This is a genomic window from Lentzea sp. NPDC037011, assembly GCF_055607425.1.
In genome coordinates, this window is record NZ_JBVJRT010000009.1 from 382046 (window position 1) to 406172 (window position 24127).

The following is a 24127-nucleotide window of genomic DNA, read 5'->3' on the forward strand; positions in this document are numbered from 1 at the left end:
ACCCCCCGCTGACCTGCTGAAACTGCGGACATCGCGCGCAAATCGGACGAGCCTTACCCGGGGTGCGCCCGCCGCAAACACCCGTCCGGGCGTGTTTGTGCCGCTCCGGCACGGGAACCAGCCTGGAAACGAGGAGGGCCGATGAAGGCTGTTGTGTGGCACGGCGTGGGCGACATCCGCTTGGACGACGTGGACGCCCCGCGCATCCAGGAACCGACCGACGCGGTCATCCGGATCACCCGCAGCGCGATCTGCGGCACCGACCTGCACATGGTCCGCGGCACGATGCCGGGCATGGTGGAGGGCACGGTCCTCGGCCACGAGGCCGTCGGCGTCGTCGAGGAGGTCGGGTCCGCGGTGCGCGGGTTCACGCCCGGTGACCGGGTGGTGGTGACCTCGACGGTCGGCTGCGGCACCTGCTCCTACTGCCGGGCCGGGTACTTCGCCCAGTGCGACACCGCCAACCCGAACGGCCCGGAAGCCGGCACCTGCTTCTTCGGCGGCCCCCAGCCGACCGGACCGGTGGACGGGCTGCAGGCCGAGTACGCCCGCATCCCGTACGCCATGACGACGCTGGTGCGCATACCCGACGCGGTGAGCGACGACCAGGCGATCCTGCTCTCCGACATCTTCCCCACGGCGTGGTTCGGCGCCCGGCTGGCCGAGGTCGGCTCCGGTGACACCGTGCTCGTGCTGGGCGCGGGCGTGGTCGGTCAGTTCGCGATCGCGTCGGCCAAGCGGCAGGGCGCGGGACGGGTGATCGTCGTCGACGGCATCGAGTCCCGGCTGGACAAGGCCCGCGAGCAGAACGCCGAGACGGTGAACTTCAACACCGAGGACCCCGCCGAGGTGGTGAAGGAGCTGACCGGCGGCATCGGCGTCGACCGGGTGATCGAGGCGGTCGGTGTCGACGCCGAGAAGCCCGGTGGCGAGAGGGGGGAGCAGTGGAAGCCCGGTGACGCGCCGGACCTCGCGCTCAAGTGGGCGGTGGAGATGGTCGCGAAGGCCGGTTCCATCGGGATCATCGGCGTCTACCCGCCGGGCTTCGAGCAGTTCCCGATCGGCGAGGCGATGAACAAGAACCTCACCCTGCGCATGGGCAACTGCAACCACCGCCGCTACCTCCCGCGGCTGCTCGACCTCGTCGTCTCCGGTGTCGTGGACCCGACGGCGTTCATCACGAAGCACGAGGAGCCCGCCGCCGCGATCGACGCGTACAAGTCGTTCGACCTGCGCGAGGACGGCTGGTTGAAGACGGTCCTCGATGTCGCCTGAAAGGGTCGTCGTCACCGGGGGTGCGGGGTTCCTCGGCTCGCACGTGTGCGAAGCGCTGCTGCGGGACGGTGCGCAGGTCGTGTGCATCGACGACTTCCGCACCGGCTCGCGGGCCAACGTGCCGGAAGGTGTCGGCGTGGTCACCGCGGACGTGTCCCGTCCGCTCGACCTGCTCGGCCCGGTCGACCTGGTGCTGCACCTGGCGTGCCCGGCCTCGCCCGCGGACTACCTGCGGATGCCCGTGGACACGTTGCGCGCCGGTGGTTTCGGCACCTACCACGCGCTGGAGCTGGCCCGCCGCAAGGGGGCCAGGGTCGTCGTGGCCTCCACGAGCGAGGTGTACGGCGACCCGCTGGAACACCCGCAGCGCGAGTCCTACTGGGGCCACGTCAACCCGATCGGGCCGCGCAGCGTCTACGACGAGGCCAAGCGCTTCGGCGAGGCGATGACGATGGCGTTCAGGCAGGAGCACGGCGTGGACGCGGGCATCGTGCGGATCTTCAACACCTACGGCCCGCGGATGCGCGCGCACGACGGTCGGATGATCCCCACGTTCCTGCGGCAGGCGCTGGCCGGAGAACCGCTGACCGTGCACGGCGACGGCCGGCAGACCCGGTCGCTGTGCTATGTCTCTGACCTCGTGCGCGGGCTGCTCGCGATGGCCCGCACCGACCAGGCAGGCCCGATCAACCTCGGCAACCCGGCCGAGGTGACCGTGTTGGACGTGGCGCACAAGACGATCGAGGTCACCGGCAGCTCGTCGGAGATCCGCCACGTCGAGCCGATGACCGACGACCCGCGCCGCCGCCGCCCCGACATCGCGCTGGCACGGCAGGTGCTCGGCTGGCAGCCACGCGTTCCGCTGGAAGAGGGGCTGCGCTCGTTTGCCCGGCACTTCGCCGGGTAGCCGCTGACCATGCGAGTCCTCGGGATCAACGCGGTGTTCCACGACCCGGCCGCCGCTCTCGTGATCGACGGCAAGACCGTTGCGGCAGCGGAGGAAGAACGCTTCTCCCGCCGCAAGCACGGCAAGCGCCCGGTGCCGTTCTCCGCGTGGGAGCAGCCGGAGCTGGCCGCGCGCTGGTGCCTGGAGCAGGCGGGGCTGACGGCGGCGGACCTCGACGCCGTCGCCTACTCCTACGACCCGGACCTGGTCGACGCGCAGTACGCGCCGTGGGAGGACCTGCGCACGCAGTACGTGCGGCGCGCGCCGCAGTTCCTCTCCACCGTCCTGCCGGGGCTGGACCCCGACATCGTCCAGTTCGTACCGCACCACGTCGCCCACGCCGCCTCCACCGGCCTGGCCGCACCGTTCGCGGGCAACTGCGCCGTGCTGGTGGCCGACGGGCGCGGCGAGTGCGGGTCGCACCTGGCCGGCCGGTACGTCGACCAGGAGCTGACCACGCTGGCGGCGCAGCGGTTGCCGCACTCGCTCGGGTTGTTCTACGAGGACCTGACCGAGCACCTGGGGTTCCTGCGGTCCAGCGACGAGTACAAGGTCATGGCGCTGGCCTCGCACGCGAAGCCGGTGCACCTGGACCTGATGCGCGAGCACGTGGTGGTCCGCGACGGCGGCTTCGAGATCACGCCGTTCGACTGGAACACCCTGGCCAAGCAGCGGGCCGACGACGAGGAGCTGACCTCCGAGCACGCGGAGCTGGCCGCGTCCGTGCAGGTCCGCGTCGAGGAGGTGCTGCTGGAGCTGGCCGGGTGGCTGCACGAGCACACCGGCGAACGGCGGCTCGCGATGGCCGGTGGCGTGGCGCTGAACTGCGTGGCGAACAGCCGGATCTTCGCCGAGGGACCGTTCGACGAGGTGTGGGTCCAGCCCGCCGCCGGTGACGCCGGGACCGCTCTCGGCGCCGCGCTGCACGCGAGCACCGACGTGGTCGAGCCGATGCCGACCGCGGCGCTGGGCCGGGGTTTCTCCGACGCCGAGATCGAGTCGGTGCTCAAGACCGCGGCCGTGCCCTACGAACGCCCCGCCGACGTGGCCGCCGAGGTCGCGCGGGCGTTGGCGGACAACAAGATCGTGGCCTGGTTCCAGGGCCGCAGCGAGTACGGCCCGCGCGCACTCGGCCGCAGGTCGCTGCTCGCGAACCCGTGCTTCCCGGAGAACCTGAACCGGTTGAACGACGTGAAGGGCCGGGAGCAGTTCCGCCCGGTGGCGCCGATGGTGCTGCTCGAACGGGCCGCCACGATCTTCACCCGCGGCCCGATCCCCAGCCCCTACATGCTGTTCGTGCACGACGTCCGTCCGGAGTGGAGGGACCGCATCCCGGCCGTGGTGCACGTCGACGGCACCGCGCGGGCCCAGACCGTGGCCGGTGACCCGCTGCTCGAACGGATGCTGCGCGGCTTCGAGGAGCTCACCGGCGTGCCGGTCGTGGTCAACACGAGCCTCAACACCGCGGGCCGCCCGATGGTCGACACCCCGCGCGACGCGCTGGAGTGCTTCGGCTCGTCCCCGGTGGACCTGCTCGCCATCGGCCCCTTCGTGGTGCGCCGATGAAGTACTCCGTCGTGATCCCCACCGTCGGCCGCGCGTCCCTGGACGCGCTGCTCGACGTGCTCGAGAACGGCCCCGGCCCGGAGCCGCTGGAGGTCGTCGTCGTCGACGACAGCGAGACCCGCCTGGGCCCGGCCGCCGCCCGCAACACCGGCTGGCGCACCGCGTCCGGCGACTGGGTGGCCTTCGTCGACGACGACGTGGTGCTGCCGCGGGACTGGAAGACCCAGCTGGCCGCGGACCTGGAAGGCCTCGCGGACGACGTGGCCGCCACCCAGGCGTGGATCGTGGTGCCGCTGCCACCCGACCGCAGGCCGACCGACGCCGAACGCGGCACCGCCGGCCTCGCCGACGCCCTGTGGATCACCGCCGACATGGCCTACCGCCGTTCCGCGCTGGCGGAGTGCGGCGGGTTCGACGAACGGTTCCCGCGCGCCTACCGCGAGGACGCCGAGCTCGCGCTGCGCGTGCAGGACCGCGGGTACCGGATCGTGCGCGGGGAACGGGTCACGACGCACCCGGTCAAGCCCGCGACGTTCTTCACCAGCGTGCAGCAGCAACGCGGCAACGCCGACGACGCCCTGATGCGCCGCCTGCTCGGCCCCGGCTGGCGGTCGCGCATCGGTGGCCGGCGGGGTCGGCTGCGGGTGCACGCCCTGACCACCGCTGCCGGGGTGGGCGCGGTGCTGTGCGGGCTGACGGGCCGGCGGCGGGCCGGTGCGGTGCTGGCGGCGGTGTGGGCGGGGCTGACCGGGTGGTTCGCCTGGGCGCGGATCGCGCCGGGGCCGCGTGACGTGCGGGAGGTCGCCGAGATGGTGGTGACCAGTGCGGCGATCCCGCCGGTGGCGTGCTGGCACCGGGTGCGCGGGGAGTGGCGGCACCGGCGGGTCGCTCGGGTGCCGCAGGAGGGCGGCGAGGTGCCGGTTCCGCAGGGTGGCCGGCCGCGGAGCGGTGGAGTGGGCGAGCCGCAGGCTGTGCCGCCGAATGGGCAGCGCTCTGGTGAGTTGGGCGATCGGCTGGCTGCGGGGCTGAGCGACCGTCGGACAGCCGACTTCGACGACCGTCAGGCCACCGACCTGGACGACCGTCAGGCCACCCACCCAGGCGACCGTCAGGCCACCAACCTGGGCGACCGCCAGGCCACCGACCTGGGCGACCGCCGGGACGTTCAGCCCGACCGGCTGCCGGCCGACGAGCTGCGACCGCGGAGGGCCGGCCGATGAGGGTCCTCGTCCTGCGCGCCCTCGGCCTCGGTGACCTCCTGACCGCCGTACCGGCCCTGCGCGGGCTGAGAGCCGCGTTCCCGGACGCGGAGATCACCCTGGCGGCTCCGGAGTGGCTGCGGGACGTCGTGGACCGGATCGACGCGGTCGACCGCCTGCTGCCCACCGAGGAGCTGGCGCCGATCGCGTTCGACCGGCCCGACCTCGCCGTGAACCTGCACGGTCGCGGGCCGCAGAGCGTGGAGCTGCTGCGGGCGACCCGGCCGCAGCGGCTGATCACGCACGAGTACTGGCGCGAGGACCACCACGAGGTGGTCCGGTGGTGCGACCTGCTGGAGCGCAACGGCATCCCGTGCGACCCGGCCGACCTGCACCTGCCGCCGGTCGGGCCGCGCACGAACCGGATGGTGGTCCACCCCGGCGCCAGCACCGGGGCGCGGCGCTGGCCGGCTGACCGGTACGCGACGGTGGTGCGCGCGCTGGGCAGCGATGTCGTCGTCACCGCCGGGCCCGGTGAACGCGAGCTCGCCCGCAGGGTCTCGCCGACGCCGTTCTCGGGCAGCCTGGCCGAGCTGCTGGACCTCGTCGCCACCGCGCGGCTGGTCATCTGCGGCGACACCGGCGTCGCGCACGTCGCCACCGCCTACGGCACCCCGTCGGTGCTGTTGTTCGGGCCGGTGCCGCCTCAGCTCTGGGGGCCGCGGCACGGGCCGCACCTCGTGCTCTGGCACGGCTCCACCGGCGACACGTTCGCCGCCGAACCCGACCCCGGCCTGCTGCGGATCACCGTGGACGAGGTCCTCGAAGCTGCAGGAGGTGTGCTGTGCGACCCCAGCGGATCGGTGTTGTCGGCGCGGGTTACGTCGGCCTGACCACGGCCGCGTGCTTCGCGCACCTCGGCCACGACGTGGTGTGCGCGGACGTCGACGAGACCAAGGTCGCCGCCCTCGCCGCGGGTGAGGTCGGGCTGCACGAGCCGGGGTTGCGCGAGCTCGTCGTGCGCAACGCCGAGCGGTTGCGGTTCGTGGCCGGCAACCGGGAGGCGCTGTCCGACGTGGACTTCACGTTCGTCTGCGTGCCGACCCCCACCGGACCCGACGGCGCGGCCGACCTCACGGCGGTGGAGGCGGTCATCGCCGAGGCACCGCGGGGGTGCCGGCTGGTGCTGAAGTCCACCGTGCCGGTGGGAACGGCCGCGCGGTACCCGGGGGTGGTGTCGAACCCCGAGTTCCTGCGCGAGGGCCACGCTGTCGAGGACTTCCTGCGGCCGCAACGGGTCGTCGTCGGCGCCCGCGACGAGCGGCACGCGCTGGAGGTGGCCGCGCTGTACGAACCGACCGGCGCGCCCACCGTCATCACCGACAACACGAGCGCGGAGCTGGTGAAGTACGCCAGCAACTGCTTCCTGGCGCTGAAGCTCTCCTACGTCAACACCCTGGCAGAGCTGTGCGAGCAGGTCGACGCCGACATCGACGGCGTCACCGAGGGCATGCGGCTCGACGACCGGATCGGCGCGTCCTGCCTGGAACCCGGACCAGGCTGGGGCGGCTCGTGCCTGCCCAAGGACACCCTCGCGCTGCTGGCCACCGCACGGCAGGCCGGCGTCGACTTCCCCACGCTGGAGGGGGCCGTCACGACCAACCGGCACCAGCCGCACCGCGTCGTCGACCGCATCCGCGCGGAGACCGGTCCGCTGCGGGACAAGAGGATCGGCCTGCTCGGGCTCACGTTCAAGGCAGGCACCAACGACCTGCGCGACTCGCCGGCACTCGCCGTCGCGGAGCTGCTCACCCGGGAGGGTGCCCGGCTGACCGGCTACGACCCGTGCGTCACCGGCGACCTCGACGGCATCGCCGTGCACGCCACCCCCGCCGACGCGGCGCGGGACGTGGACATGCTGGTGGTGCTCACGGAGTGGCCGGAGTTCGCCGAGCTGGACTGGCCGGAGCTCGCCCGCCACACGGCCACCCCGCGCATCCTCGACACCCGCAACGTGGTGCCGCGCGACAAGGTGGCCGAGGCGGGCTTCCTGCTGGTCACGACCGGCCGCTGACCCCGAGGTGCACCACCTTCACGGTGGTCATCTCGTCCAGCAGCTCCGGCCCGTACCCGAACCCGGTGCCCGACGCCCCGCGCGGCTGGGCCGCACCGCCGGGGGCACCGCCGAAGACGTTGTTCACCTTCACCGTGCCCACCGGCAACGCACGCCACGCGCGGGTGGCGTGCTCCATCGACCCGGTCAGCACGGTCGCCGCGAGCCCGTAGTCGCCGGAGCACGCCTCGGCCAGCCCGTCGTCGAACGTCGGCACCGCCTGCACCGGGGCGACCGGGCCGAACGTCTCCTCGCACATGACCTGCATCGCCGAGGTGCAGTCGGCCAGCACGGTCGCGGGGTAGAAGGCGCCGCGACCGGGCGGGACCTCCCCGCCGACGAGGGCCCGCGCCCCGGCGGTGACGGCCGCGGCGACCTGGCCGTGCACGAACTCCCGGTGCCGCACGTCGACCAGCGGCTGCGGCTGCTCGTTCCACCGGCGGGCCAGCGCGCACAGCTCCTCCAGGAACGGTGCGGCGATCGTCTTGTGCACGTAGATCCGCTCGACCGACACGCAGAGCTGGCCCGCGTTCGTGAACGCGCCCAGCGCCGCCTGCGCCGCCGCCCACCTCGGGTCGACGTCGTCGTCGATGAGCAACGGGTCGTTGCCCCCGTTCTCCAGCAACACCTTCGCGCGGGTGGACGCGGCGATGGCGCGTCCGGTCGCGGTGCTGCCGACGTGCGCGACGACGTCCACGTCACCGCTCACCAGCGCCGCACCGACCGGGCCCGCGCCGGTGAGCGTCTGCAGCACGCCGGAGGGGAAGAACGGGCGCAGGACCGCGTCGAGCAGCAGACCGGTGTGCGGGCAGCGCTCACTCGGCTTGTGCACCACGGTGTTCCCGGTGACCAGTGCCGCCCCCAGCAGCCCGCACGCCACCGCCACCGGATCGTTCCACGGCGTCAGCGCCACGACCACCCCGCGCGGCTGCGGGATCATGAAGTCGACCGCGGTGCCGTGCAACGACCGTCCACGGTGGACCGGACCGAGCTCGGAGTACTGCACCAGCGTCGAGGCGCCCGCGAGCACGCCCTCCCGCGCGGAGGCGAGCGGCCGCCCGGTCTCGGTCTCGATCACCGCGGCCAGGTCGCCGGCCCGCGCCCTGAGCTCGGCCGCCGCCGCGGCGACCGCCGCTCCGCGTTCCGCCGCCGGTGTCGCCGCCCACTCCGCCTGAGCGGTCCGCGCGGCGGCCAGCGCGGCGGTCACGTCGTCCTCGCCGGCTACGGGGAGCAAGCCGACCGGCTGGTCGTCCAGGGGGCTGCGGACGTCGATGGCGTGCATGGTGGTCATGTCCGCCGGGTAGCCCTTCTGAGCAGGGAGAAACACCTGGGAGGAGAACCATGCCCGGACGCGAGGAACTGCCCAGCACGGTGGCCCGGTCGTCGAAGAAGGCCCAGCGCACGTGGATCAAGGCGCACGACTCGGCCGTCGAGTCCTACGGCGAGGGGGAACGGGCGCACCGCACCGCGTTCTCCGCGCTCAAGCACAGCTTCGAGAAGGTGGGCGACCACTGGGAGGCCAAGGACGAGAAGGGACCGTCCGACCCGCAGGCCGAGCGCAGCACCCCGCAGCAGGGTGAGACCGCCGGTGGCGTGGACGCGAACGCGACCAAGCAGCACCTCTACGACCTGGCCAAGCGGCTGGGCGTCGAGGGCAGGTCGCAGATGACCAAGGACGAGCTGGTCGACGCGATCGACAGGGCCAACACCCGCGCGACGGCTCGGGCGCGCTCGTGAAGGTCGTCGTCACCGGCGCGACCGGCAACGTCGGCACCGCCCTGCTGCGCAGGCTCGCCGACGAGCCCGACATCGAGGTGCACGGCATCTCCCGCCGCCGTCCCGCGAACGCCGCGCCCTACCAGGGGATCACCTGGACGCCCGTCGACATCGGCCGGCCGGGCGCGGAGGAGGTGCTGGCCACCGCGTTCGAGAACGCCGACGCCGTCGTGCACCTGGCGTGGCTGATCCAGCCGTCGCACGACGAACGCGCGCTGTACCGCACGAACATCGCCGGTTCGGCACGCGTGTTCACCGCCGCGGTCGACGCGGGCGTGGGGCACTTGGTGCACATGTCGTCGGTCGGCGCGTACTCGCCGGCGACGAAGGACCGCAGGGTGGACGAGTCGTGGCCGGTCAAGGGCGTGCGGTCGTCGTTCTACAGCAGGCACAAGGCCGCGGTGGAGCACCTGCTGGGCCAGTTCGAGTCGCAGCTGCTCATCTCCCGCCCGCGACCGGGCCTGATCCTGCAGTCCGACGCCGGGTCCGAGATCCGCGACTACTTCCTCGGCAGCCTCGTGCCGAAGTGGCTGTTCCGGCACCGCATCCCGGTGCTGCCGCTGCCGCGCCACCTGGTGCTGCAGTTCGTCCACGCCGACGACGTGGCCGACGGTCTGGTGCGCATCCTGCGGCACCGCCCGCACGGCGCGGTGAACCTCGTCGCCGAACCCGTCGTCACTCCCCGTGTTCTCGCCGACGTCCTCGGTGGCCGCCACGTTCCCGTGCCGGCGCGGCTGATGCGGTTCTTGGCGCACGCGTCCTGGTTGTTGCGGCTTCAACCGACTCCGCCGGGCTGGGTGGACCTCGCACTGGCATCGCCGCTGCTCAGCGCGTCGCGGGCGCGGTCGGAACTGGGCTGGGAGCCCACTTTCGGGTCACAGGAAGCTCTTCGTGCTCTTGTTCGGGGCATCGGCGCCGGTCAGGAGGTCGACGCCAGCCCGGTGCTGTGAGACGGGGAGAACCGCTTCGCCGAGTAGCGTTTCAAGCCGCTTTTCTCGGCTAAATCTCCTCTATGGACGGGACTTTCGACGCGGTCCTCTTCGACCGCGACGGCACGCTCATCCGGGACGTCCCGTACAACGGCGACCCGAGTGCCGTGACACCCATGCCGGGCGCCCGCGAGGTGCTGCACGGCCTGCGTGCCCACGGCCTGCTCACCGGCGTGGTGACCAACCAGTCGGGGATCGGCCGTGGCCTGCTCACGAAGACGCAGGTCACGGCCGTGAACGCACGGGTCGACGAGCTGCTCGGCCGGTTCGGCACCTGGCAGATCTGCCCGCACGCGCCCGAGGACGGCTGCGCGTGCCGCAAGCCGGCTCCCGGGATGGTCCTGGCCGCGTGCGAAGCCCTCGGGGTGAGTCCGCACCGCACGCTGTTCGTGGGGGACATCGGCTCCGACGTCGAGGCCGCGCAGGCCGCGGGCGCGGTGCCGTTGCTCGTGCCGACCGAGGTGACCAGGCCGGACGAGGTCGCCGGTGCACCGCACACCGCACCCGACCTGTTCGGCGTGCTGGAGATGGTCCGATGAGGACGTTGGTCGCCCGCCTCGACAGCGACGGTGACGTGCTGCTGGCCGGTCCGGCGGTGCGCGCGGCCGCGACGGCGGGCGAGGTCGTGCTGTTGTGCGGCCCCAACGGTGTCCGCGCCGCCGAGCTGCTGCCGGGCGTCAGCCGGATCGTCGAGTGGGAGTGCCCGTGGATCGTCAACCCGGCCTCCGACGTGCGCCCGGTCGACATCGAGGCCGTCATCGCGCTGGTGCACGGGATTCGCGCCGACGTGGCATTGGTGCTGACGTCGTTCCACCAGAGCCCGCTGCCCACGGCGCTGCTGCTGCGGCTGGCGGGCGTGCCCAAGATCGTGGCCCGCTCGACCGACTACCCGGGGTCGCTGCTGGACGTGCGGCTGCGCGACGACCCGGACATCCCCGAGGCGGAGCGGGCCCTGCAGGTCGCCCGAGCCGCGGGGTTCGAGCTGCCGGAGGGCGACGACGGCCGGCTCGCCGTCACCGACCCGCCGGAGGCGGACCTGAGCGGTCCGTACGTGGTGGTGCACCCCGGTGCGACGGCGCCCGCCCGCACCTGGTCGCCGGACCGCTGGGCGAAGGCGGTGGTCGCGCTGACCTCCGCCGGGCACCGGGTGGTCGTGACCGGCGGACCGGCCGAGGCCGAGCTGACCGGGCACGTTGCCGGCGCGTGCGGGCTCGACCTGGGCGGGCGCACCGGCTTCCGCGAGCTGGCCGGGGTGCTGAAGGGTGCTGCCGCGATCGTCGTCGGCAACACCGGACCCGCCCACCTCGCGGCCGCGGTCGGCACCCCGGTCGTGTCGCTGTTCGCGCCGGTGGTGCCCGCCGTCCGGTGGGCGCCGTACGGCAGGCACGTGCTGCTCGGTGACCAGAACGCGCCGTGCCGGGGCAGCAGGGCGCGCGAGTGCCCGGTGCCCGGACATCCGTGTCTCGACCTGGTGGACCCGGCCGCGGTCGTCGCGGCGGTCGCGGAGGTGACAGCGTGAGGATCCTGTTGTGGCACGTCCACGGTTCGTGGACGCACTCGTTCGTCCAAGGTGGACACGAGTACCTGGTGCCCGGTCCGCCGGACGGCATCGGGCTCGCCGGGCGGCCGTGGCCCGCGGCGCGCGAGATCGAACTGTCCGATGTGGACCCCGACGTGGCCGTGGTGCAACGGGTCGAGGAGCTGTCGCTGGTACCGCGCGGCATCCCGGTCGTGTACCTGGAGCACAACACGCCCGCCGCGCCCGGCCAGCGGCACCCGATGGCGGACTGGGACGGGACCCTGGTCCACGTCACGCACTTCAACGACCTGATGTGGGACTGCGGCAGGACCCGCACGATCGTCGTCGAGCACGGGGTCGTCGACCCCGGGCAGCTCTACACCGGTGAGCTGCCCAGGGCGGCGGCCGTGATCAACGAACCGGTGCGGCGCGGCCGGGTCGTGGGCACCGACCTGCTGCCGCGGTTCGACCCGGTCGACGTGTTCGGCATGGGCACCGAGCAGATCGGCGGCATGGGGGACCACGACCTGGAGTCGTTGCACCGCGAGCTCGCGCGCCGCCGCGTCTACGTGCACACACCGCGCTGGACGTCGCTCGGGCTGTCGTTGCTGGAGGCCATGCACATCGGGATGCCCGTGGTCGCGCTGGCGTGCACGGAAGCCATGCGCGCGGTGCCGCCCGAGGCCGGTGCGATCTCGACGGACGTGGAGGAGCTGGTGTCGGCGGTGCGGGAGCTGATCGCCGATCCGGCTCTTGCGCACGAGAAAGGGAAACGGGCGCGTGAGTTCGCGTTGGCCCGCTACGGGCTCGAAGCGTTCCTGCGGAGCTGGGACGTGGTGCTGAAGGAGGTGTGGGTCGGATGAGGATCGCAATGGTGTCGGAGCACGCAAGTCCGCTTGCCGTGCTGGGCGGCGCGGACGCGGGCGGTCAGAACGTGCACGTCGCGTCGCTCGCGGCCGCACTGGTGCGGCGCGGTCACGACGTCGTGGTCCACACCCGCCGCGACGGCGAGGCACTGCCCGGCCGCGTGACGACGCCCGACGGGTACGAGGTCGTCCACGTGCCGGCCGGGCCGCCCGCGGAGGTGCCGAAGGACGAGCTGCTGCCGCACATGGCCGAGTTCGGCCGGTTCCTGCACGAGCAGTGGCAGGAGAAGGCACCCGACGTCGTGCACAGCCACTTCTGGATGTCCGGTCTCGCCTCCGTGCTGGCCGCCCGCCGCTCCCGCGTGCCGATCGTGCACACCTACCACGCGCTCGGCACCGTGAAGCGCCGCCACCAGGGCGCGGACGACACCAGCCCGCCGCAGCGCGTCGCGGTCGAGCGCCTGGTCGGGCAGGAGGCGACCGTCATCGCCGCGACCTGCGCCGACGAGGTGCGGGAGCTGGTCGCCATGGGCCTGCGGCGGGACAAGACCGTCGTCGTGCCCTGCGGCGTGGACACCGACCTGTTCGGCGTGGCCGGCCCGGTGGTGCCGCGGTCGGCGCCCCGGCGGATCGTGTCGGTGGGCAGGTTGTTGCCGCGCAAGGGGTTCGCCGACCTCATCGCCGCGTTGCCGATGGTGCACGACACCGAGCTGGTGATCGTGGGCGGACCACCGGACCTCACCGCGGACCCGGAGGCACGACGGCTGCTGGCCGTGGCGCAGTCGCTCGGCGTCGCCGACCGCGTGCAGCTCGCCGGCCAGGTCGCGCGCACGGACATGCCCGCGTTGCTGCGTTCCGCGGACGTCGTGGCGTGCGTGCCCTGGTACGAACCGTTCGGCATCGTGCCGCTGGAGGCCATGGCCTGCGGCGTGCCCGTCGTGGCGTCCGAGGTGGGCGGCCTGACCGACACCGTGGTCGACGGTGTGACCGGTGTGCTGACCGCACCCCGCGACCCGCGTGCCCTCGGCCGGGCGCTGCGCACGCTGCTGGCCGACCCGTCCCGCGGCACGGCCTACGGCATCGCCGGCCGCGACCGCGTCGAGGCCATGTACTCGTGGGACGAGGTGGCGGCCCGCACCGAGCTGGTCTACCGCGGCCTCGCGACCGGCCACCTCGCGCCGACCGACCGGCTGGCGGTGGCCCGGTGACCCTCGAAAGCCACCTCGAAGGCCTGAACCACACGCTGTCCGGCCTGCAGTCCCAGGCCTCCCTCGTGCACCGCTGGGGCGCCCGCCTGGCCCACCTGCTCTCCACGGGCGGCCGCCTGCTCGCCGCGGGCAACGGCGGTTCCGCCGCCGAGGCCCAGCACCTCACCGCGGAGCTCGTCGGCCGCTACCGCCACGACCGCCGCCCGTTCGCGGCCCTGGCGCTGAACGCCGAGACCTCCAGCATCACCGCCATCGCCAACGACTACGGCTACGACCAGGTGTTCGCCCGCCAAGTCCTCGCCCACGCCCGCCCCGACGACGTGGTGCTGCTCATCTCGACCAGCGGCTCCAGCCCCAACCTCCTGGAGGCCGCACGGGCCGGTCGGGTGGCGGAGGCGAGCGTGTGGGCCCTGACCGGCGCCCTGCCGAACCCGCTGGCCGCGCTGGCCGACGACGTGCTCGCGCTGCCGGGCGACCCGTGCCACGTGCAGGAGGCGCAGCTGGTCGTGGTGCACGCGCTGTGCGAGGCGTTCGAGGCCGCGCTGCCGGTCGTGGGGCGGAGGGTGTCGTGACCGCGGCCGGGACGTCGCGGGCTGCGGTGCGGGATGGGCGGCCCGAGCTGGCCGGATCGCGCGGTACGGCGCGTGCGCGGTGCGACGTGGTAGTGCCGACAGCCTGGCGTGCGGCGCCCGCCCGCCCACCGCACGCAGCAGAGCGGAGGCCGGCATGAAGCTCGTCGTCGTCGGTGACGCGCTGCTCGACATCGACATCTGCGGCACCGTCACCCGCGTGTGCCCGGACGCGCCCGCCCCCGTCCTGGACGTCGCCGACGAGCACGCCCGTGCCGGCGGTGCCGCGCTGGCCGCCACCATGGCGGCGCGGGACGGTCTTGACGTCACGCTGGTGACCGCCCTGTCCGATGACGAGGCCGGACAGCGGCTGCGCGGGTTGTTCGAGGTGCCCGCCGTCGTGGGGCAGTCGGGACCGGTGCCGGTGAAGACCCGGCTGCGCAGCGGCGGCACGTCGCTGGCACGGGTGGACCGCGGCGGGGGCGGCCCGGCACCGCAGGTCACCGACGAGATGCTCGACGCGGTGCTGACCGCGGACTTCGTGCTGGCGTCGGACTACGGGCGTGGGCTGCTGGCCGACGAACGGCTGCGGTCGGTGCTCACGCGCGTCCCGGTCGTGTGGGACCCGCACCCGCGCGGACCGCGACCGGTGCCCGGCGCGCGGCTCGTCACGCCCAACCTGTCCGAGGCCACCGCGTTCAGCGGCACCGCCGACCCGGAGGAAGCGGCGCGCACACTGAGGGAGACCTGGCAGGCGCGTGCCGTCGTGGTCACGATGGGCAAGTCCGGTGCGTTGCTCCACTGTGGAGGGACACCCGTCGCCGTTCCGGCGCCCGTCATCCCGGCCGTGGACCCGTGCGGTGCCGGCGACCGGTTCGCCGTCGCCGTCACCACGAGGCTGGCCCGGGGCGCGGCACCGGACGACGCCGTGGCCGACGCGGTCGCGCGCGCGGCGGAGTTCCTGCAGCAGGGCGGTGTCTCCGGCATGCGGGCGGAGCCCGGCTCCACCGTGGACGAGGTGCGCAGGCGCGGCGGGGTCGTGGTCGCCACCGGCGGTTGCTTCGACGTGCTGCACCCCGGGCACGTGCGGATGCTCGCGGCGGCACGGGCGCTGGGCGACTGCCTCGTCGTGTGCCTGAACTCCGACCATTCGGTGCGCCGGCTCAAGGGCGAGCACCGGCCGGTCAACGGGCAGGCCGAGCGGATCGAGGTGCTCAAGGCGCTGGAGTCCGTGGACGACGTGGTCGTGTTCGGCGAGGACACCCCCGAGCACGTCCTGGGCCGGCTGCGGCCGGACATCTGGGTGAAGGGCGGCGACTACACCGCCGAGCTGCTGCCGGAGACCGCGGTGGTCCGGCGGTGGGGCGGGCGCACCGTCGTGGTGCCGTACCACCGCGGGCATTCGACGACCGAGATCCTGTCGAGGAGGGCTTGATGAAGGTGCTGGTGACCGGTGGCGCGTCCGGGTTGGGCGCGGCCGTCGCGGACGCGGTGCGCGAAGCGGGCGGAACCCCGCTGGTGCTGGACAAGTCGGCGCCGGAGGGCGTGCACGACTTCGAGTTGGTCGACCTCGCGGACGGACGGGCCGCCGAGCAGGCGGTGCGCACGCTCGCCGAGCGCAACGGAGGACTCGACGCGGTGGTGACCGCGGCGGGCATCGACCGGTGCGGCACGCTCGCGGAGGTGCCCGCTGACGAGTGGGAGAACGTCGTGCGGGTCAACCTGTTCGGCACCGCGGCCGTCGTCCGGGCGGCACTGCCGTACCTGGAGGGCGGCCGGGTGGTCACCGTCGCGTCCACCCTCGGGCTCAAGGCCGTCAGCGACGCCACGGCGTACTGCGCGTCGAAGTTCGGCGTCGTCGGCTTCACCCGCGCACTGGCGGCCGAGACCGCGGGCCGCACCGGTGTCACGCTGGTCGTGCCCGGCGGCATGCGGACGAAGTTCTTCGACGACCGCACCGAGCAGTACCGGCCGAAGGACCTCGACCAGCTCAACCCGCCGGACCGGGTGGCGGCCGCGATCCTGTTCGCGCTCAACCAACCCGAGGGGTGCGAGGTCCGCGAGCTCGTGATCGCCCACGCACAGGAGCCGTCCTGGCCGTGAACGAACTCGACGAGGACTCCCAGTTCGACAGCGGTTTCCTGCCGGCCAGACGACCACACCCGGTGATCGTCGCGGCCGGCCTGAGCGCGCGCGGTGGCCTGCTGTGGTTGCCGGTGGCGGGTGTCATCGCCGCGACGGGCAGGAAGCGGACCGCCCGGCACGCGCTGCTCGCGGCCGTGGCCGCCATGCCGCTGGGCCACCTGGTGAGCCTGGTGGTGCACCGGCGCAGACCGCACTCGGTGCTGCCCGCGCGCAAGGCGTTGCCGGAGCACCCGGACTCGTCGTCGTTCCCCTCCAAGCACGCGGTGACGGCCGCCGCCTTCGGCACCGTCACCGCGGTGGAGGACCCGGTGGCCGGCGCGTTCGTCACGCCGCTGGTCCTGCTCGTCGCCTACAGCCGGCTGCGCACCCGCGTGCACTGGCCGACCGACGTCATCGGCGGCCTGGCGCTCGGTGCGGTGATCGGCTTGGCCGTGCGCGCCGGGACCAGGCGCTGATCCCGGCGCGCACGCGGGTCAGGGCCGCCTCCACCCCTCGTCGCCGAGGAGCGGGCTCGCCTGCGGTCCCATCAGCGACATCCCGCCGTCCACGACGAACGACGCGCCCGTCACGTACCCGGCGGCGGGGGTCGTCAGGAACGCCACGACCGCGGCGACCTCGGCGGCGTGACCGGGCCGTCCGAGCGGGACGCCTGGCCGCGGCTCCGTGCGCGGGTCCACGTCCTCCTGGCCGGTCATCGGCGTCGAGATCTCGCCGGGGGCAACGGAGTTCACGGTGATGTCGTGTTCGGACAGCTCCAGCGCCAGAACCTGGGTCAGCGCACCGAGTCCGGCCTTGGCGGCGCAGTACGGTGCGGCACCGACGCGGGGGAGGTGCTCGTGGACGGACGTGATGTTCACGATCCGGCCGCCGCGACCACTGGCGATCATGTGCCGCGCGGCCCGCTGGCAGCACAGGAACGCGCCGTCGAGGTCAACCGAGAGCACCTCCCGCCACTTCTCGTACGACATCTCCAGCGCCTTCTCGCTGCTGCCGGTGCCCGCGCAGTTCACCAGCACGTCGAGGCCGCCCAGCTCCTCGGCCAGCTCGTCGACGACGGAGGCGGCACCGGGCAGGTCGGTGAGGTCGAGGCGGCGCACGGCACACCGGCCGCCCGCCGCGCGGACCTCCTCGGCGGTGCGTTCGGCGCCGTCGGCGTCGTCGTGGAACGTGATGCCCGCGTCGACGCCGCCGCCGGCCAGCGCGACCGCGACGGCCTTGCCGATGCCGGAGTCGGCGCCGGTCACGACGGCGCGCAGCGGCGCGCCGGCGCGGTCCTGGGGCAGGGGTGCGGTGGTCATGGGACGCGAGTACCCGCCGCGGTCGCGGGCATGCGGAGGGTGAAGTGGTTCAACGTCCTGGGCAGCGGCTCACCCAGCACACCGGAGAACGCCAGGTGCTCGCTGAGCGCGTCGAGCACCGCTCCGGCCGTGACCAGCACCAGATCGCGGCCGGGGCACTCGCCGGGACCGCCGCTGAACGGCACGATCGCCGGGTCGCGCGGCCCGTCCCACAGCTCCGGCGCGTACCGGTCGGCGAACGGCAACCGGTCCGGGTCGCGGTGGAAGAACGGCGTGAACACCACGAACTCGGTGTTCTCCGGCAGCCACGTGCCGTGCCAGCGGGTCGCGATCGTGCTCTCCCGCAGGATGATCGGTGTCGTCGGCCACAGCCGCGCCGACTCCAGCACACCGCGCACACCGGTGCCGCCCACCGCCAGCGCCCGCATCGTGACGATCCCGGCCGCGTCGAACGCGAAGAGCCAGTGCGGCACCTGGCCGGACAGGTCGCCGGGGAACGCGGCGAGGCTGCCGGGCTCGCGCCGTGCGAGGTGCTCGTCGAGCCGGTGCTGGAAGCGTTCGCGCAGACCCTCCTGCCGCGGGTGCAGGAACGCCCAGTTCGCGTTCTGCCGCAACGCCTTCAGGTCGTCGGTGAGCTGGTCGTCGTCACGTGCGCCGTTGCCGAGCACGATCCTGCGCACGATGCGCCACCACACCTGGCTGAACCCCTGCCAGGTCAGCTCGCCGTTGCTCATCACGTGCCGCACCAGCAGGTCCACCTCGTCGCGCACGACGTCCTCGACCGGCACGTTCTCCGGCCGCAGCGCGCGTTCGTTGAGCTCGCGCAGCCGGTCGCGCTCCGGTTCGTCCGAGATGAGCACGCCGTGCGGCTGGAAGTGCCGCAGCGCCGCTTTCTTCTCCCTGGTGGCCAACGCGAACGGCTCCGGCGACTCGCGCAGCAACCGTCCCACATCAGCCGGGTCGACCAGCACGGCGACGCTGCGGCCGGTGACGCGCAGGCGGACCGGTTCGGGCCCGTACCGGTCCCGCAGGTGCCGCATCGTGTCGATGGCGGTGGAGTCGGACTGGACCTTGTCGGCGAGCGCCATCACGCCCGGCCTGCGGACGATGACGCCTTTCGCCAGCGTGGGCAGCAACACCGTCGCGAAGACACGCGTGGTGTCGAGTCGTGAAGAGATGGCCATGCACCGGACTACCCGCTCGTGTGCGTGTGAACCGGCACGACCGGGGGTATTCGGCCAGCGGGAGGTCATCATGCCACGCGGATCGAACGCCAAACGTGAACGCCAGTACGAGCACATCGAGGACTCGGCCCGCAGCCGTGGTGAGTCACCCGCGCGGGCGAAGGAGATCGCCGCGCGCACGGTGAACAAGAACCGCGCCCAGGCCGGTGAGTCCAAGACCGCCAGCCGATCGTCCACGAAGGACAAGTCGCCGCAGCAGCGCGGCGGGCAGCGGTCCCACAGCGGCGCCCAGGGCCCCACGCGCGACCAGCTCTACAACGAGGCCAGGCAGCGCGGGGTCAAGGGCCGCTCGTCCATGACGAAGAAGGAGCTCGCCCACGCCCTCGGACGCTGACGTGCCACCCACCACCACTGTCGAGGACAAGGGCTCCACGCTCACGATCCTCACCACCGAGCACTACACGCTGCAGATGGTGCGCAGCGCGACGATCGCCGACGCGTCCAGCCGGGCGGGCCACCTGCTCACCACGATCTCCGCGTCGATGATCGCGCTGGGGTTCGTGGCCCAGGTCGTGCCGCTGCCGGTGCTGCTGACGCTGATGCTGGTGATCTTCACGGGCCTGTTCCTGATCGGCCTCGCCACGCTCTTCCGCACGGTCGAGCTCGGCGTCGAGGACGTCCAGGCCGGCCTGGGGATCAACCGCATCCGGCACATGTACGGCGACATCGAACCCTGCACCAGGGACGTGTTCGTCCGGCAGGTGCACGACGACACGGTCGGCGTCGAGGTCGACTCCGGCCAGACCGCCTGGCGCAACGCCCGGCGGCCGCGGCTCATCGGCACCGCGCTGAGCGTGGCCGGTCTGGTGAACCTCGTGAACGGCCTCGTCGCCGGCGCCATCGCGGGCGCAGCGGCCGGACTGCTGCACGCCGGCCTCACCTGGTCGATCGTCATCGGCCTCTGCGTGGCCACCGTCGTGATCACCGCCTTCGGGGTGGCGCTCGGCCGCATCGGCCGCCGCGGCGTCGCACCGATCAACACCCGCTTTCCCAGGAACTGACCAACGAGGAGAACCACCGTGCAGTACGACGTCGTCGACCTGATCATGCAGGACCACCGCGAGGTCGAGCGCCTGTTCGACGAGCTGAAGAACCACCCGGAGAAGCGACCGCTGCTCACGCCCGTCCTGTGTGGACTGCTCGTCGCGCACAGCCGGGCCGAGGAAGCCGAGGTGTACCCCGTGGCCCAGCAGGAAGCCGGCGAGTCCGACGAGGTCGAGCACAGCCAGGAGGAGCACGCCGAGGCGGAGCAGCTCCTCGCGAAGCTGCTCGACGCCGAGATGGACTCCCCGCAGTACGAGCAGATGCTGCAGAAGGTCATCGACTCCATCACCCACCACGTGGAGGAGGAGGAGAAGACCGTGCTGCCCGGCATGCGCAAGCGCCTCAGCGCCGAGCGCCGCTACGAGCTGGGGGAGAAGTTCGCGCGCAGCCGCGCCGACCACCTCGGTGAGATGCCCGGCCAGGCCACCCGCGAGGAGCTGCTGCTGCAGGCGAAGAACATGGGTGTTCCCAACGCCTCCAGCATGAGCAAGGAGCAGCTGAAGAAGGAGCTGCAGAAGGCCGCCTCCTGATCGCCGTCGTCCGGCCGGGAAGTTCACCCGACCGGACGACAACCCGGCCCCCGTCCGCTTCCGTCTTCATCGGCGGAACCAGACGGGGGTCGGAATGTGAAGAAGGCACTGCTGCTCATCGCGTTGACCTTGGCCGTGGCCTCGTGCGGCCAGAACAGCTCGGGTGAGCTCCGCTCGGCGCAGCCCACCACCGCGGTGAACGACCCGGTGGTGTCGGCCGCCGCGGACGTCGTCCAACCGGTGCTGGAGTCGAGGTACACCGCCACCTACGCGGGCCTGGAGGTCCGCGGCGACACGCTGGTGGTCCACCGCAAGCCTGATCCGACGCTCGACGCCGAGATCGCGGGACTCGCACCGCACGCGCGCATCCTGTTCCAGGACGCCCGGTACACCAAGTCGGAGATGCAGGCAGCGGTTACGCGGGTGATGGACGACCGCGAGCACTGGAAGAGCCGGGGCGCGGACGTGAACGTCGCCGGCCCGAAGACGGACGGGTCCGGTGTCGAGGTGGGCACGGCCGAGGAACCACCGGCGGACCTCGCGGCACAGCTGCAGGACCGCTATCCGGGCATGGCCTTCAGCGTGCGCAGGCAGGGCACGGTCGTGTTCCCGGTGTACACGGGACCGGTGCCCGTGCTGCCGAGCTCACCGGTGCGGAGCAGGTGAACGGCTAGGCCGACCTGCGCGAAGGGTGCGCCCCGGCGCCCGCGACCGCACGGCGGCGACTCGGCCGGCGCAGCGGGACCACAACCCCGCGGCAGAGCACCCGACCCGCCGCCTCACGACCGGCCACAGTGGACTGCGGCAGCGGCTCCGGCGTCGGCGGGATGGGGTCAGGGTCCGGGCCCGCCGGACGCGGCTGGTCGGGGCCGGGCTGCGGCGGCTCCGGCTGCGGCGGAACGGGCTGGCTCGCGGCAGGCTGGCGCGCAGAGGGCTCGATCATGACCGCCGTATACCCACAACTCCCGTGTTTTCACACCCCTGAGCTCATCGCGTGGATTCGTGGTCGGCACGAATTCCGTCGTTCCGGCTAATGAGCACCTCCCTTGACCCGACAATCCGCTGGGTGCCGGTCCCGTTTGGGACCAGCGGAACGGGAGGGCGCCGATGGTGACGGCCAAGGACTGGTTCGTCGGGGAGGACCAGGCCGACGGACTGCACTTCCTGGGTGCGGTCGAGCTCGTCGCGTTGCTGGACCGGCTCTCGCGGCGCCCGCGCTGGCCCGCGCGGGACGTGCCGCTGCCGATCGTGTTCCTGCGCAGGCCTCCCGGCGCGGCCGGTCCGCTCGAACCGCTCGCGAGCAGGCCGGAGACCGCGCGCGGCAAGCGGATCGCGTGCGCACGGGTCGACGGCGCCGACCCGGTCACGCCCGAGTCGCGGCGGGCGGTCCTCGACGACGCGATCGGCCAGCTCGCCGGCAAGGTGCCCGGCGCGGCGCGGCTGCGGTTCCCGCACTACGCGCTCGTCGGGTGGCTGCTGGCGCTGACCCTGCCCGAGGACGGCGACGCCGAGGACGAGGAACGGCACATCGCCCGCGCGTTCCGCGCCCACGTCCGCGGCCGGATGCGGATGAACATCGGGCCCGACGGGTCGCAGGACCTGGCCCAGGACTTCCCGTGGTGGATCCGGCTCGTCATCACCCTGGCGCCGCGGCTCGGGCTGGCGCTGACGGCGCTGCTGTGGCGCCCGGCGACGTGGGTGGGGGAGCAGCCGGTCGGCGGCCGGTCGCGGGGCGGGCTCTACCGGCTGGCCCGCGCGTTCGTGAAGGAGCACCTCGCAGAGCGGCACGCGGACGAGGTCGGCGACCTGCTGGTGCGCGCGTTCCTGGAGGACCTGCGGCGCTCGCACCGGCGGTGGTCGCTGTGGGGGACGGGACGGCGGCGCACCGGCTACCCGTGGCTGCTGGTGGAGAACGCCGGTCCCGCCGGTGGCGACAGCACCGGCCGGTGGCTGCTCGACTCGATCGGCCGCGCCCGCAACACCGTCACGGTCCACAAGGGACAGTCCTGGCGGGCGAACTCGCTGAGCCGGCCCGATCCGCTGCTGGTGATCGCGGCGGGCGAGTCCGCGCAGGCACCGGCAAGGCACGCGGCCGACGCGTCGGCGGGCTACCGCAGGTGGCTCGTGCAGCTGGCCCGGTCGGACAACTGGCTGCTGGAGCTGCAGACCGACGCCTCCGAACCGGCACCGGGCGTCAGCGGCGCGTTGTCGGACATGGGGCCCATGCGGCTCCGCCGTGCCGTGGCCGCACCGCTGGCGATGGTGGTGCTCGCCGCTCTCGTGGCCGCCGTGCCGTTCGTCAACCACGCCCGGTGCGAGCCGTGGTGGTCCCCGTCGGTGCGCGCGCCGCTGGAGCGGGTCGGCGAGGAGTGCATCGGCGTGTCCGCTGACCCGTTGCGCCACTTCATGCCGCCGTCCGTGCCGGAGGAGGTGCGGCCCTCGCTGCAGGACGTCTACGGCCGGATCATGGCCGAGAACGACAAGGCCGCCACCCGGCCGGACGCCATCACGATCGTGTTCCTGAGCGTGCTGACCCCGAGCACCGCCAACAGCTACACGGCCCTCGTCGAGGAGCTGCGCGGCGTGTGGGTGGCGCAGAAGACCAGTGACGTGCCCATCCGGATGCTGCTGGCCAACGGCGGCGAGGGACCGGGTGGCCGCGGTCTGGCGTCGGGCGACCTGGCGGCGGACAAGATCATCGAGCTGGCGGCGCGCGACCGCAGCGTGGTCGCGGTGACCGGGTTGTCGATCAGCACCGACACGGCCAAGTCGGTGGTGAAGCGGCTGGGCAGCAGCGCGTTGCCGGTGATCGGTTCGCTGACCTCGGCCGACGACATGGCGACGATCAACGAGTACTACTACCAGATCGGACCCAACAACCTGCGCGAGGCGGCCGTGGCGGCGTTCTACGCCAAGTGGCGGCTGGGAGTGTCGAACGTGGCGATCTTCTACTCCGGCGATCCCACCGACCGCTACAGCCAGAACCTCGCCGACGACGCGAAGACCGCGTTCGCGCTGCTCGGCATCGCGGTCGACCAGTACAAGTCCTACCGGGTCGCCAACGACGACGAAGGCCTCGCACCAGCGAGCCTCGGCCAGGGCGCCTGCCCGTCCGCCGGGAAACCGGGCTACGCGGTGTTCTACGCGGGCCGGGCCCAGTTCCTCGCGGAGTTCCTGCGCGGCATGAACAGCAGGTGCCAGGGCAGCACACCGCCGGTGCTCGCGAGCGACTCGTCGACCCGGTTCATCCTCGAGGGCACGATGGCGCAGTTCCCCAACGTGCGGCTGGACTACCTGTCGTTCGCGAGCCCCGCGGCGTGGTCGGACTGCGCGATGGTGCCGTTCTACAAGAACTACCTCGACGTGTTCCGCCAGACGTGCCAGCAGCTCGGCGACGGCCGGTCCGCCGCCTCCTACGACGCCATGCAGGTGCTGGCGGAGGGCATCCGGCAGGTGCGCCGCACGGATCCGGGCGCGCGGGTGCGGGAGGGACTGCTCGCGGGCATCGGCAGCATCCGGCCGGACAACGCGATCCAGGGCGCCACCGGCAAGATCGGGTTCGGTGCCGCGACCCGCCTGCCGGTGGACAAGGCCGTGCTCGTGCTGCGCGCCAACACCGACACGACCTCGACACCGCTGCTGCTGTGCGGCGAACTGCCGTTCCGCGGCGGGCTGGCCGCAGGCCTGGAACCAGACGAGGGCTGCCCCCGCGACCCCTGACCCCCTGCCGGCATCTGCAAGTACTACTCGGTGTCAGAGTTGGTGGTGCCGCTGGTGATCAGCGGTTAGTGTCCGGCCCTGGTCGTGGGGTGACTCTCAAGTACCACGCCCCCGATGGTG

At 72.9% G+C, this 24127-nt stretch carries 24 protein-coding genes; 21 read left to right on the forward strand and 3 right to left on the reverse strand.

Annotation, left to right across the window (positions count from 1 at the left end; genetic code table 11):
- Window positions 1-141: 141 nt before the first annotated feature.
- The 6 genes from ACZ7CH_RS28275 to ACZ7CH_RS28300 are packed head-to-tail and all read left to right on the forward strand — an operon-like array spanning window position 142 to window position 7060.
- Window positions 142-1275 carry a zinc-dependent alcohol dehydrogenase gene (locus ACZ7CH_RS28275; protein WP_470375356.1) on the forward strand — a complete coding sequence of 378 codons (1134 nt, stop codon included), beginning with the start codon at window positions 142-144 and terminating at the stop codon, window positions 1273-1275.
- Window positions 1265-2182: a UDP-glucuronic acid decarboxylase family protein gene (locus tag ACZ7CH_RS28280; RefSeq protein ID WP_360384531.1), complete on the forward strand. Its 918-nt coding sequence runs from the start codon at window positions 1265-1267 to the stop codon at window positions 2180-2182. Before ACZ7CH_RS28275 ends, ACZ7CH_RS28280 begins: the two co-directional genes overlap by 11 nt.
- A gap of 9 nt (window positions 2183-2191) precedes the next feature.
- Window positions 2192-3787, forward strand: coding sequence for a carbamoyltransferase family protein (locus tag ACZ7CH_RS28285; RefSeq protein ID WP_360384529.1), 1596 nt, complete (start codon window positions 2192-2194; stop codon window positions 3785-3787).
- Window positions 3784-5007, forward strand: coding sequence for a glycosyltransferase (locus ACZ7CH_RS28290; RefSeq protein WP_470375357.1), 1224 nt, complete (start codon window positions 3784-3786; stop codon window positions 5005-5007). Before ACZ7CH_RS28285 ends, ACZ7CH_RS28290 begins: the two co-directional genes overlap by 4 nt.
- Window positions 5004-5879, forward strand: a complete 876-nt coding sequence (locus ACZ7CH_RS28295) for a glycosyltransferase family 9 protein (RefSeq protein ID WP_360384525.1) — start codon at window positions 5004-5006, stop codon at window positions 5877-5879. The genes ACZ7CH_RS28290 and ACZ7CH_RS28295 overlap by 4 nt, the downstream gene beginning before the upstream one ends.
- Window positions 5831-7060 (forward strand): UDP-glucose dehydrogenase family protein, encoded by a 1230-nt coding sequence (locus ACZ7CH_RS28300; protein WP_470375358.1) that lies wholly within the window; start codon window positions 5831-5833, stop codon window positions 7058-7060. Before ACZ7CH_RS28295 ends, ACZ7CH_RS28300 begins: the two co-directional genes overlap by 49 nt.
- Here the strand turns inward: ACZ7CH_RS28300 and ACZ7CH_RS28305 are convergent.
- The gene (locus tag ACZ7CH_RS28305) at window positions 7044-8390 is read right to left on the reverse strand and encodes an aldehyde dehydrogenase family protein (protein ID WP_458432677.1); all 1347 of its coding nucleotides are present in this window, start codon (window positions 8388-8390) and stop codon (window positions 7044-7046) included. The genes ACZ7CH_RS28300 and ACZ7CH_RS28305 overlap by 17 nt on opposite strands.
- 50 nt (window positions 8391-8440) lie before the next feature.
- On the opposite strand from ACZ7CH_RS28305, the gene ACZ7CH_RS28310 reads away from it, so the two are divergent.
- The 10 genes from ACZ7CH_RS28310 to ACZ7CH_RS28355 all read left to right on the forward strand — a co-directional run bounded on the left by ACZ7CH_RS28310 (window position 8441) and on the right by ACZ7CH_RS28355 (window position 16626).
- The gene (locus ACZ7CH_RS28310) at window positions 8441-8836 is read left to right on the forward strand and encodes a ChaB family protein (protein ID WP_360384519.1); all 396 of its coding nucleotides are present in this window, start codon (window positions 8441-8443) and stop codon (window positions 8834-8836) included.
- A complete protein-coding gene (locus ACZ7CH_RS28315) occupies window positions 8833-9825 on the forward strand; it encodes an NAD-dependent epimerase/dehydratase family protein (RefSeq protein WP_360384517.1) in 993 nt (330 codons plus the stop codon). The genes ACZ7CH_RS28310 and ACZ7CH_RS28315 overlap by 4 nt, the downstream gene beginning before the upstream one ends.
- A gap of 62 nt (window positions 9826-9887) precedes the next feature.
- Window positions 9888-10403, forward strand: a complete 516-nt coding sequence (locus ACZ7CH_RS28320) for a D-glycero-alpha-D-manno-heptose-1,7-bisphosphate 7-phosphatase (protein ID WP_360384515.1) — start codon at window positions 9888-9890, stop codon at window positions 10401-10403.
- The gene (locus ACZ7CH_RS28325) at window positions 10400-11383 is read left to right on the forward strand and encodes a glycosyltransferase family 9 protein (RefSeq protein ID WP_458432676.1); all 984 of its coding nucleotides are present in this window, start codon (window positions 10400-10402) and stop codon (window positions 11381-11383) included. The genes ACZ7CH_RS28320 and ACZ7CH_RS28325 overlap by 4 nt, the downstream gene beginning before the upstream one ends.
- Window positions 11380-12246, forward strand: coding sequence for a glycosyltransferase (locus tag ACZ7CH_RS28330; RefSeq protein WP_470368966.1), 867 nt, complete (start codon window positions 11380-11382; stop codon window positions 12244-12246). Before ACZ7CH_RS28325 ends, ACZ7CH_RS28330 begins: the two co-directional genes overlap by 4 nt.
- The gene (locus ACZ7CH_RS28335; RefSeq protein ID WP_470375359.1) at window positions 12243-13457 is read left to right on the forward strand and encodes a glycosyltransferase; all 1215 of its coding nucleotides are present in this window, start codon (window positions 12243-12245) and stop codon (window positions 13455-13457) included. Before ACZ7CH_RS28330 ends, ACZ7CH_RS28335 begins: the two co-directional genes overlap by 4 nt.
- Complete coding sequence (locus ACZ7CH_RS28340) at window positions 13454-14029, forward strand: D-sedoheptulose-7-phosphate isomerase (RefSeq protein ID WP_360384507.1); 576 nt, start codon at window positions 13454-13456, stop codon at window positions 14027-14029. Before ACZ7CH_RS28335 ends, ACZ7CH_RS28340 begins: the two co-directional genes overlap by 4 nt.
- Window positions 14030-14183: 154 nt before the next feature.
- Window positions 14184-15461 (forward strand): D-glycero-beta-D-manno-heptose 1-phosphate adenylyltransferase, encoded by a 1278-nt coding sequence (gene rfaE2, locus ACZ7CH_RS28345; protein ID WP_470375360.1) that lies wholly within the window; start codon window positions 14184-14186, stop codon window positions 15459-15461.
- On the forward strand, window positions 15461-16129 hold the full coding sequence (locus ACZ7CH_RS28350; RefSeq protein ID WP_458432672.1) for an SDR family oxidoreductase: 669 nt from the start codon (window positions 15461-15463) through the stop codon (window positions 16127-16129). The genes rfaE2 and ACZ7CH_RS28350 overlap by 1 nt, the downstream gene beginning before the upstream one ends.
- Complete coding sequence (locus ACZ7CH_RS28355) at window positions 16126-16626, forward strand: phosphatase PAP2 family protein (protein ID WP_360384501.1); 501 nt, start codon at window positions 16126-16128, stop codon at window positions 16624-16626. The genes ACZ7CH_RS28350 and ACZ7CH_RS28355 overlap by 4 nt, the downstream gene beginning before the upstream one ends.
- A gap of 18 nt (window positions 16627-16644) precedes the next feature.
- Here the strand turns inward: ACZ7CH_RS28355 and ACZ7CH_RS28360 are convergent, their stop codons facing one another.
- A complete protein-coding gene (locus ACZ7CH_RS28360) occupies window positions 16645-17469 on the reverse strand; it encodes an SDR family oxidoreductase (RefSeq protein ID WP_470375361.1) in 825 nt (274 codons plus the stop codon).
- Window positions 17466-18653: a cytochrome P450 gene (locus tag ACZ7CH_RS28365; protein WP_458432669.1), complete on the reverse strand. Its 1188-nt coding sequence runs from the start codon at window positions 18651-18653 to the stop codon at window positions 17466-17468. The genes ACZ7CH_RS28360 and ACZ7CH_RS28365 overlap by 4 nt, the downstream gene beginning before the upstream one ends.
- A gap of 70 nt (window positions 18654-18723) precedes the next feature.
- Here ACZ7CH_RS28365 and ACZ7CH_RS28370 point away from each other — a divergent pair, with 70 nt between their 5' ends.
- The 5 genes from ACZ7CH_RS28370 (at window position 18724) to ACZ7CH_RS28390 (ending at window position 24007) form a co-directional block, all read left to right on the forward strand.
- The gene (locus ACZ7CH_RS28370; RefSeq protein WP_470375362.1) at window positions 18724-19047 is read left to right on the forward strand and encodes a plasmid stabilization protein; all 324 of its coding nucleotides are present in this window, start codon (window positions 18724-18726) and stop codon (window positions 19045-19047) included.
- Window position 19048: 1 nt separating this feature from the next.
- The gene (locus ACZ7CH_RS28375) at window positions 19049-19714 is read left to right on the forward strand and encodes a hypothetical protein (protein WP_360384493.1); all 666 of its coding nucleotides are present in this window, start codon (window positions 19049-19051) and stop codon (window positions 19712-19714) included.
- Window positions 19715-19732: 18 nt separating this feature from the next.
- Window positions 19733-20287, forward strand: a complete 555-nt coding sequence (locus ACZ7CH_RS28380) for a hemerythrin domain-containing protein (protein WP_360384491.1) — start codon at window positions 19733-19735, stop codon at window positions 20285-20287.
- 96 nt (window positions 20288-20383) lie between these two features.
- Window positions 20384-20953 carry a hypothetical protein gene (locus ACZ7CH_RS28385; RefSeq protein WP_470375363.1) on the forward strand — a complete coding sequence of 190 codons (570 nt, stop codon included), beginning with the start codon at window positions 20384-20386 and terminating at the stop codon, window positions 20951-20953.
- A gap of 441 nt (window positions 20954-21394) precedes the next feature.
- The gene (locus tag ACZ7CH_RS28390) at window positions 21395-24007 is read left to right on the forward strand and encodes an ABC transporter substrate-binding protein (RefSeq protein WP_470368972.1); all 2613 of its coding nucleotides are present in this window, start codon (window positions 21395-21397) and stop codon (window positions 24005-24007) included.
- Window positions 24008-24127 lie beyond the last annotated feature (120 nt).

Coding starts and splice junctions, on each gene's coding strand:
- ACZ7CH_RS28320 (WP_360384515.1), top strand. CDS start 9,888: ATGGACGGGACTTTCGACGCGGTCCTCTTCGACCGCGACGGCACGCTC.
- ACZ7CH_RS28370 (WP_470375362.1), top strand. CDS start 18,724: ATGCCACGCGGATCGAACGCCAAACGTGAACGCCAGTACGAGCACATC.
- ACZ7CH_RS28360 (WP_470375361.1), bottom strand. CDS start 17,469: ATGACCACCGCACCCCTGCCCCAGGACCGCGCCGGCGCGCCGCTGCGC.
- ACZ7CH_RS28350 (WP_458432672.1), top strand. CDS start 15,461: ATGAAGGTGCTGGTGACCGGTGGCGCGTCCGGGTTGGGCGCGGCCGTC.
- ACZ7CH_RS28290 (WP_470375357.1), top strand. CDS start 3,784: ATGAAGTACTCCGTCGTGATCCCCACCGTCGGCCGCGCGTCCCTGGAC.
- ACZ7CH_RS28280 (WP_360384531.1), top strand. CDS start 1,265: ATGTCGCCTGAAAGGGTCGTCGTCACCGGGGGTGCGGGGTTCCTCGGC.
- ACZ7CH_RS28365 (WP_458432669.1), bottom strand. CDS start 18,653: ATGGCCATCTCTTCACGACTCGACACCACGCGTGTCTTCGCGACGGTG.
- ACZ7CH_RS28275 (WP_470375356.1), top strand. CDS start 142: ATGAAGGCTGTTGTGTGGCACGGCGTGGGCGACATCCGCTTGGACGAC.
- rfaE2 (WP_470375360.1), top strand. CDS start 14,184: ATGAAGCTCGTCGTCGTCGGTGACGCGCTGCTCGACATCGACATCTGC.
- ACZ7CH_RS28295 (WP_360384525.1), top strand. CDS start 5,004: ATGAGGGTCCTCGTCCTGCGCGCCCTCGGCCTCGGTGACCTCCTGACC.
- ACZ7CH_RS28390 (WP_470368972.1), top strand. CDS start 21,395: ATGGTGACGGCCAAGGACTGGTTCGTCGGGGAGGACCAGGCCGACGGA.
- ACZ7CH_RS28310 (WP_360384519.1), top strand. CDS start 8,441: ATGCCCGGACGCGAGGAACTGCCCAGCACGGTGGCCCGGTCGTCGAAG.
- ACZ7CH_RS28335 (WP_470375359.1), top strand. CDS start 12,243: ATGAGGATCGCAATGGTGTCGGAGCACGCAAGTCCGCTTGCCGTGCTG.
- ACZ7CH_RS28325 (WP_458432676.1), top strand. CDS start 10,400: ATGAGGACGTTGGTCGCCCGCCTCGACAGCGACGGTGACGTGCTGCTG.
- ACZ7CH_RS28285 (WP_360384529.1), top strand. CDS start 2,192: ATGCGAGTCCTCGGGATCAACGCGGTGTTCCACGACCCGGCCGCCGCT.
- ACZ7CH_RS28305 (WP_458432677.1), bottom strand. CDS start 8,390: ATGACCACCATGCACGCCATCGACGTCCGCAGCCCCCTGGACGACCAG.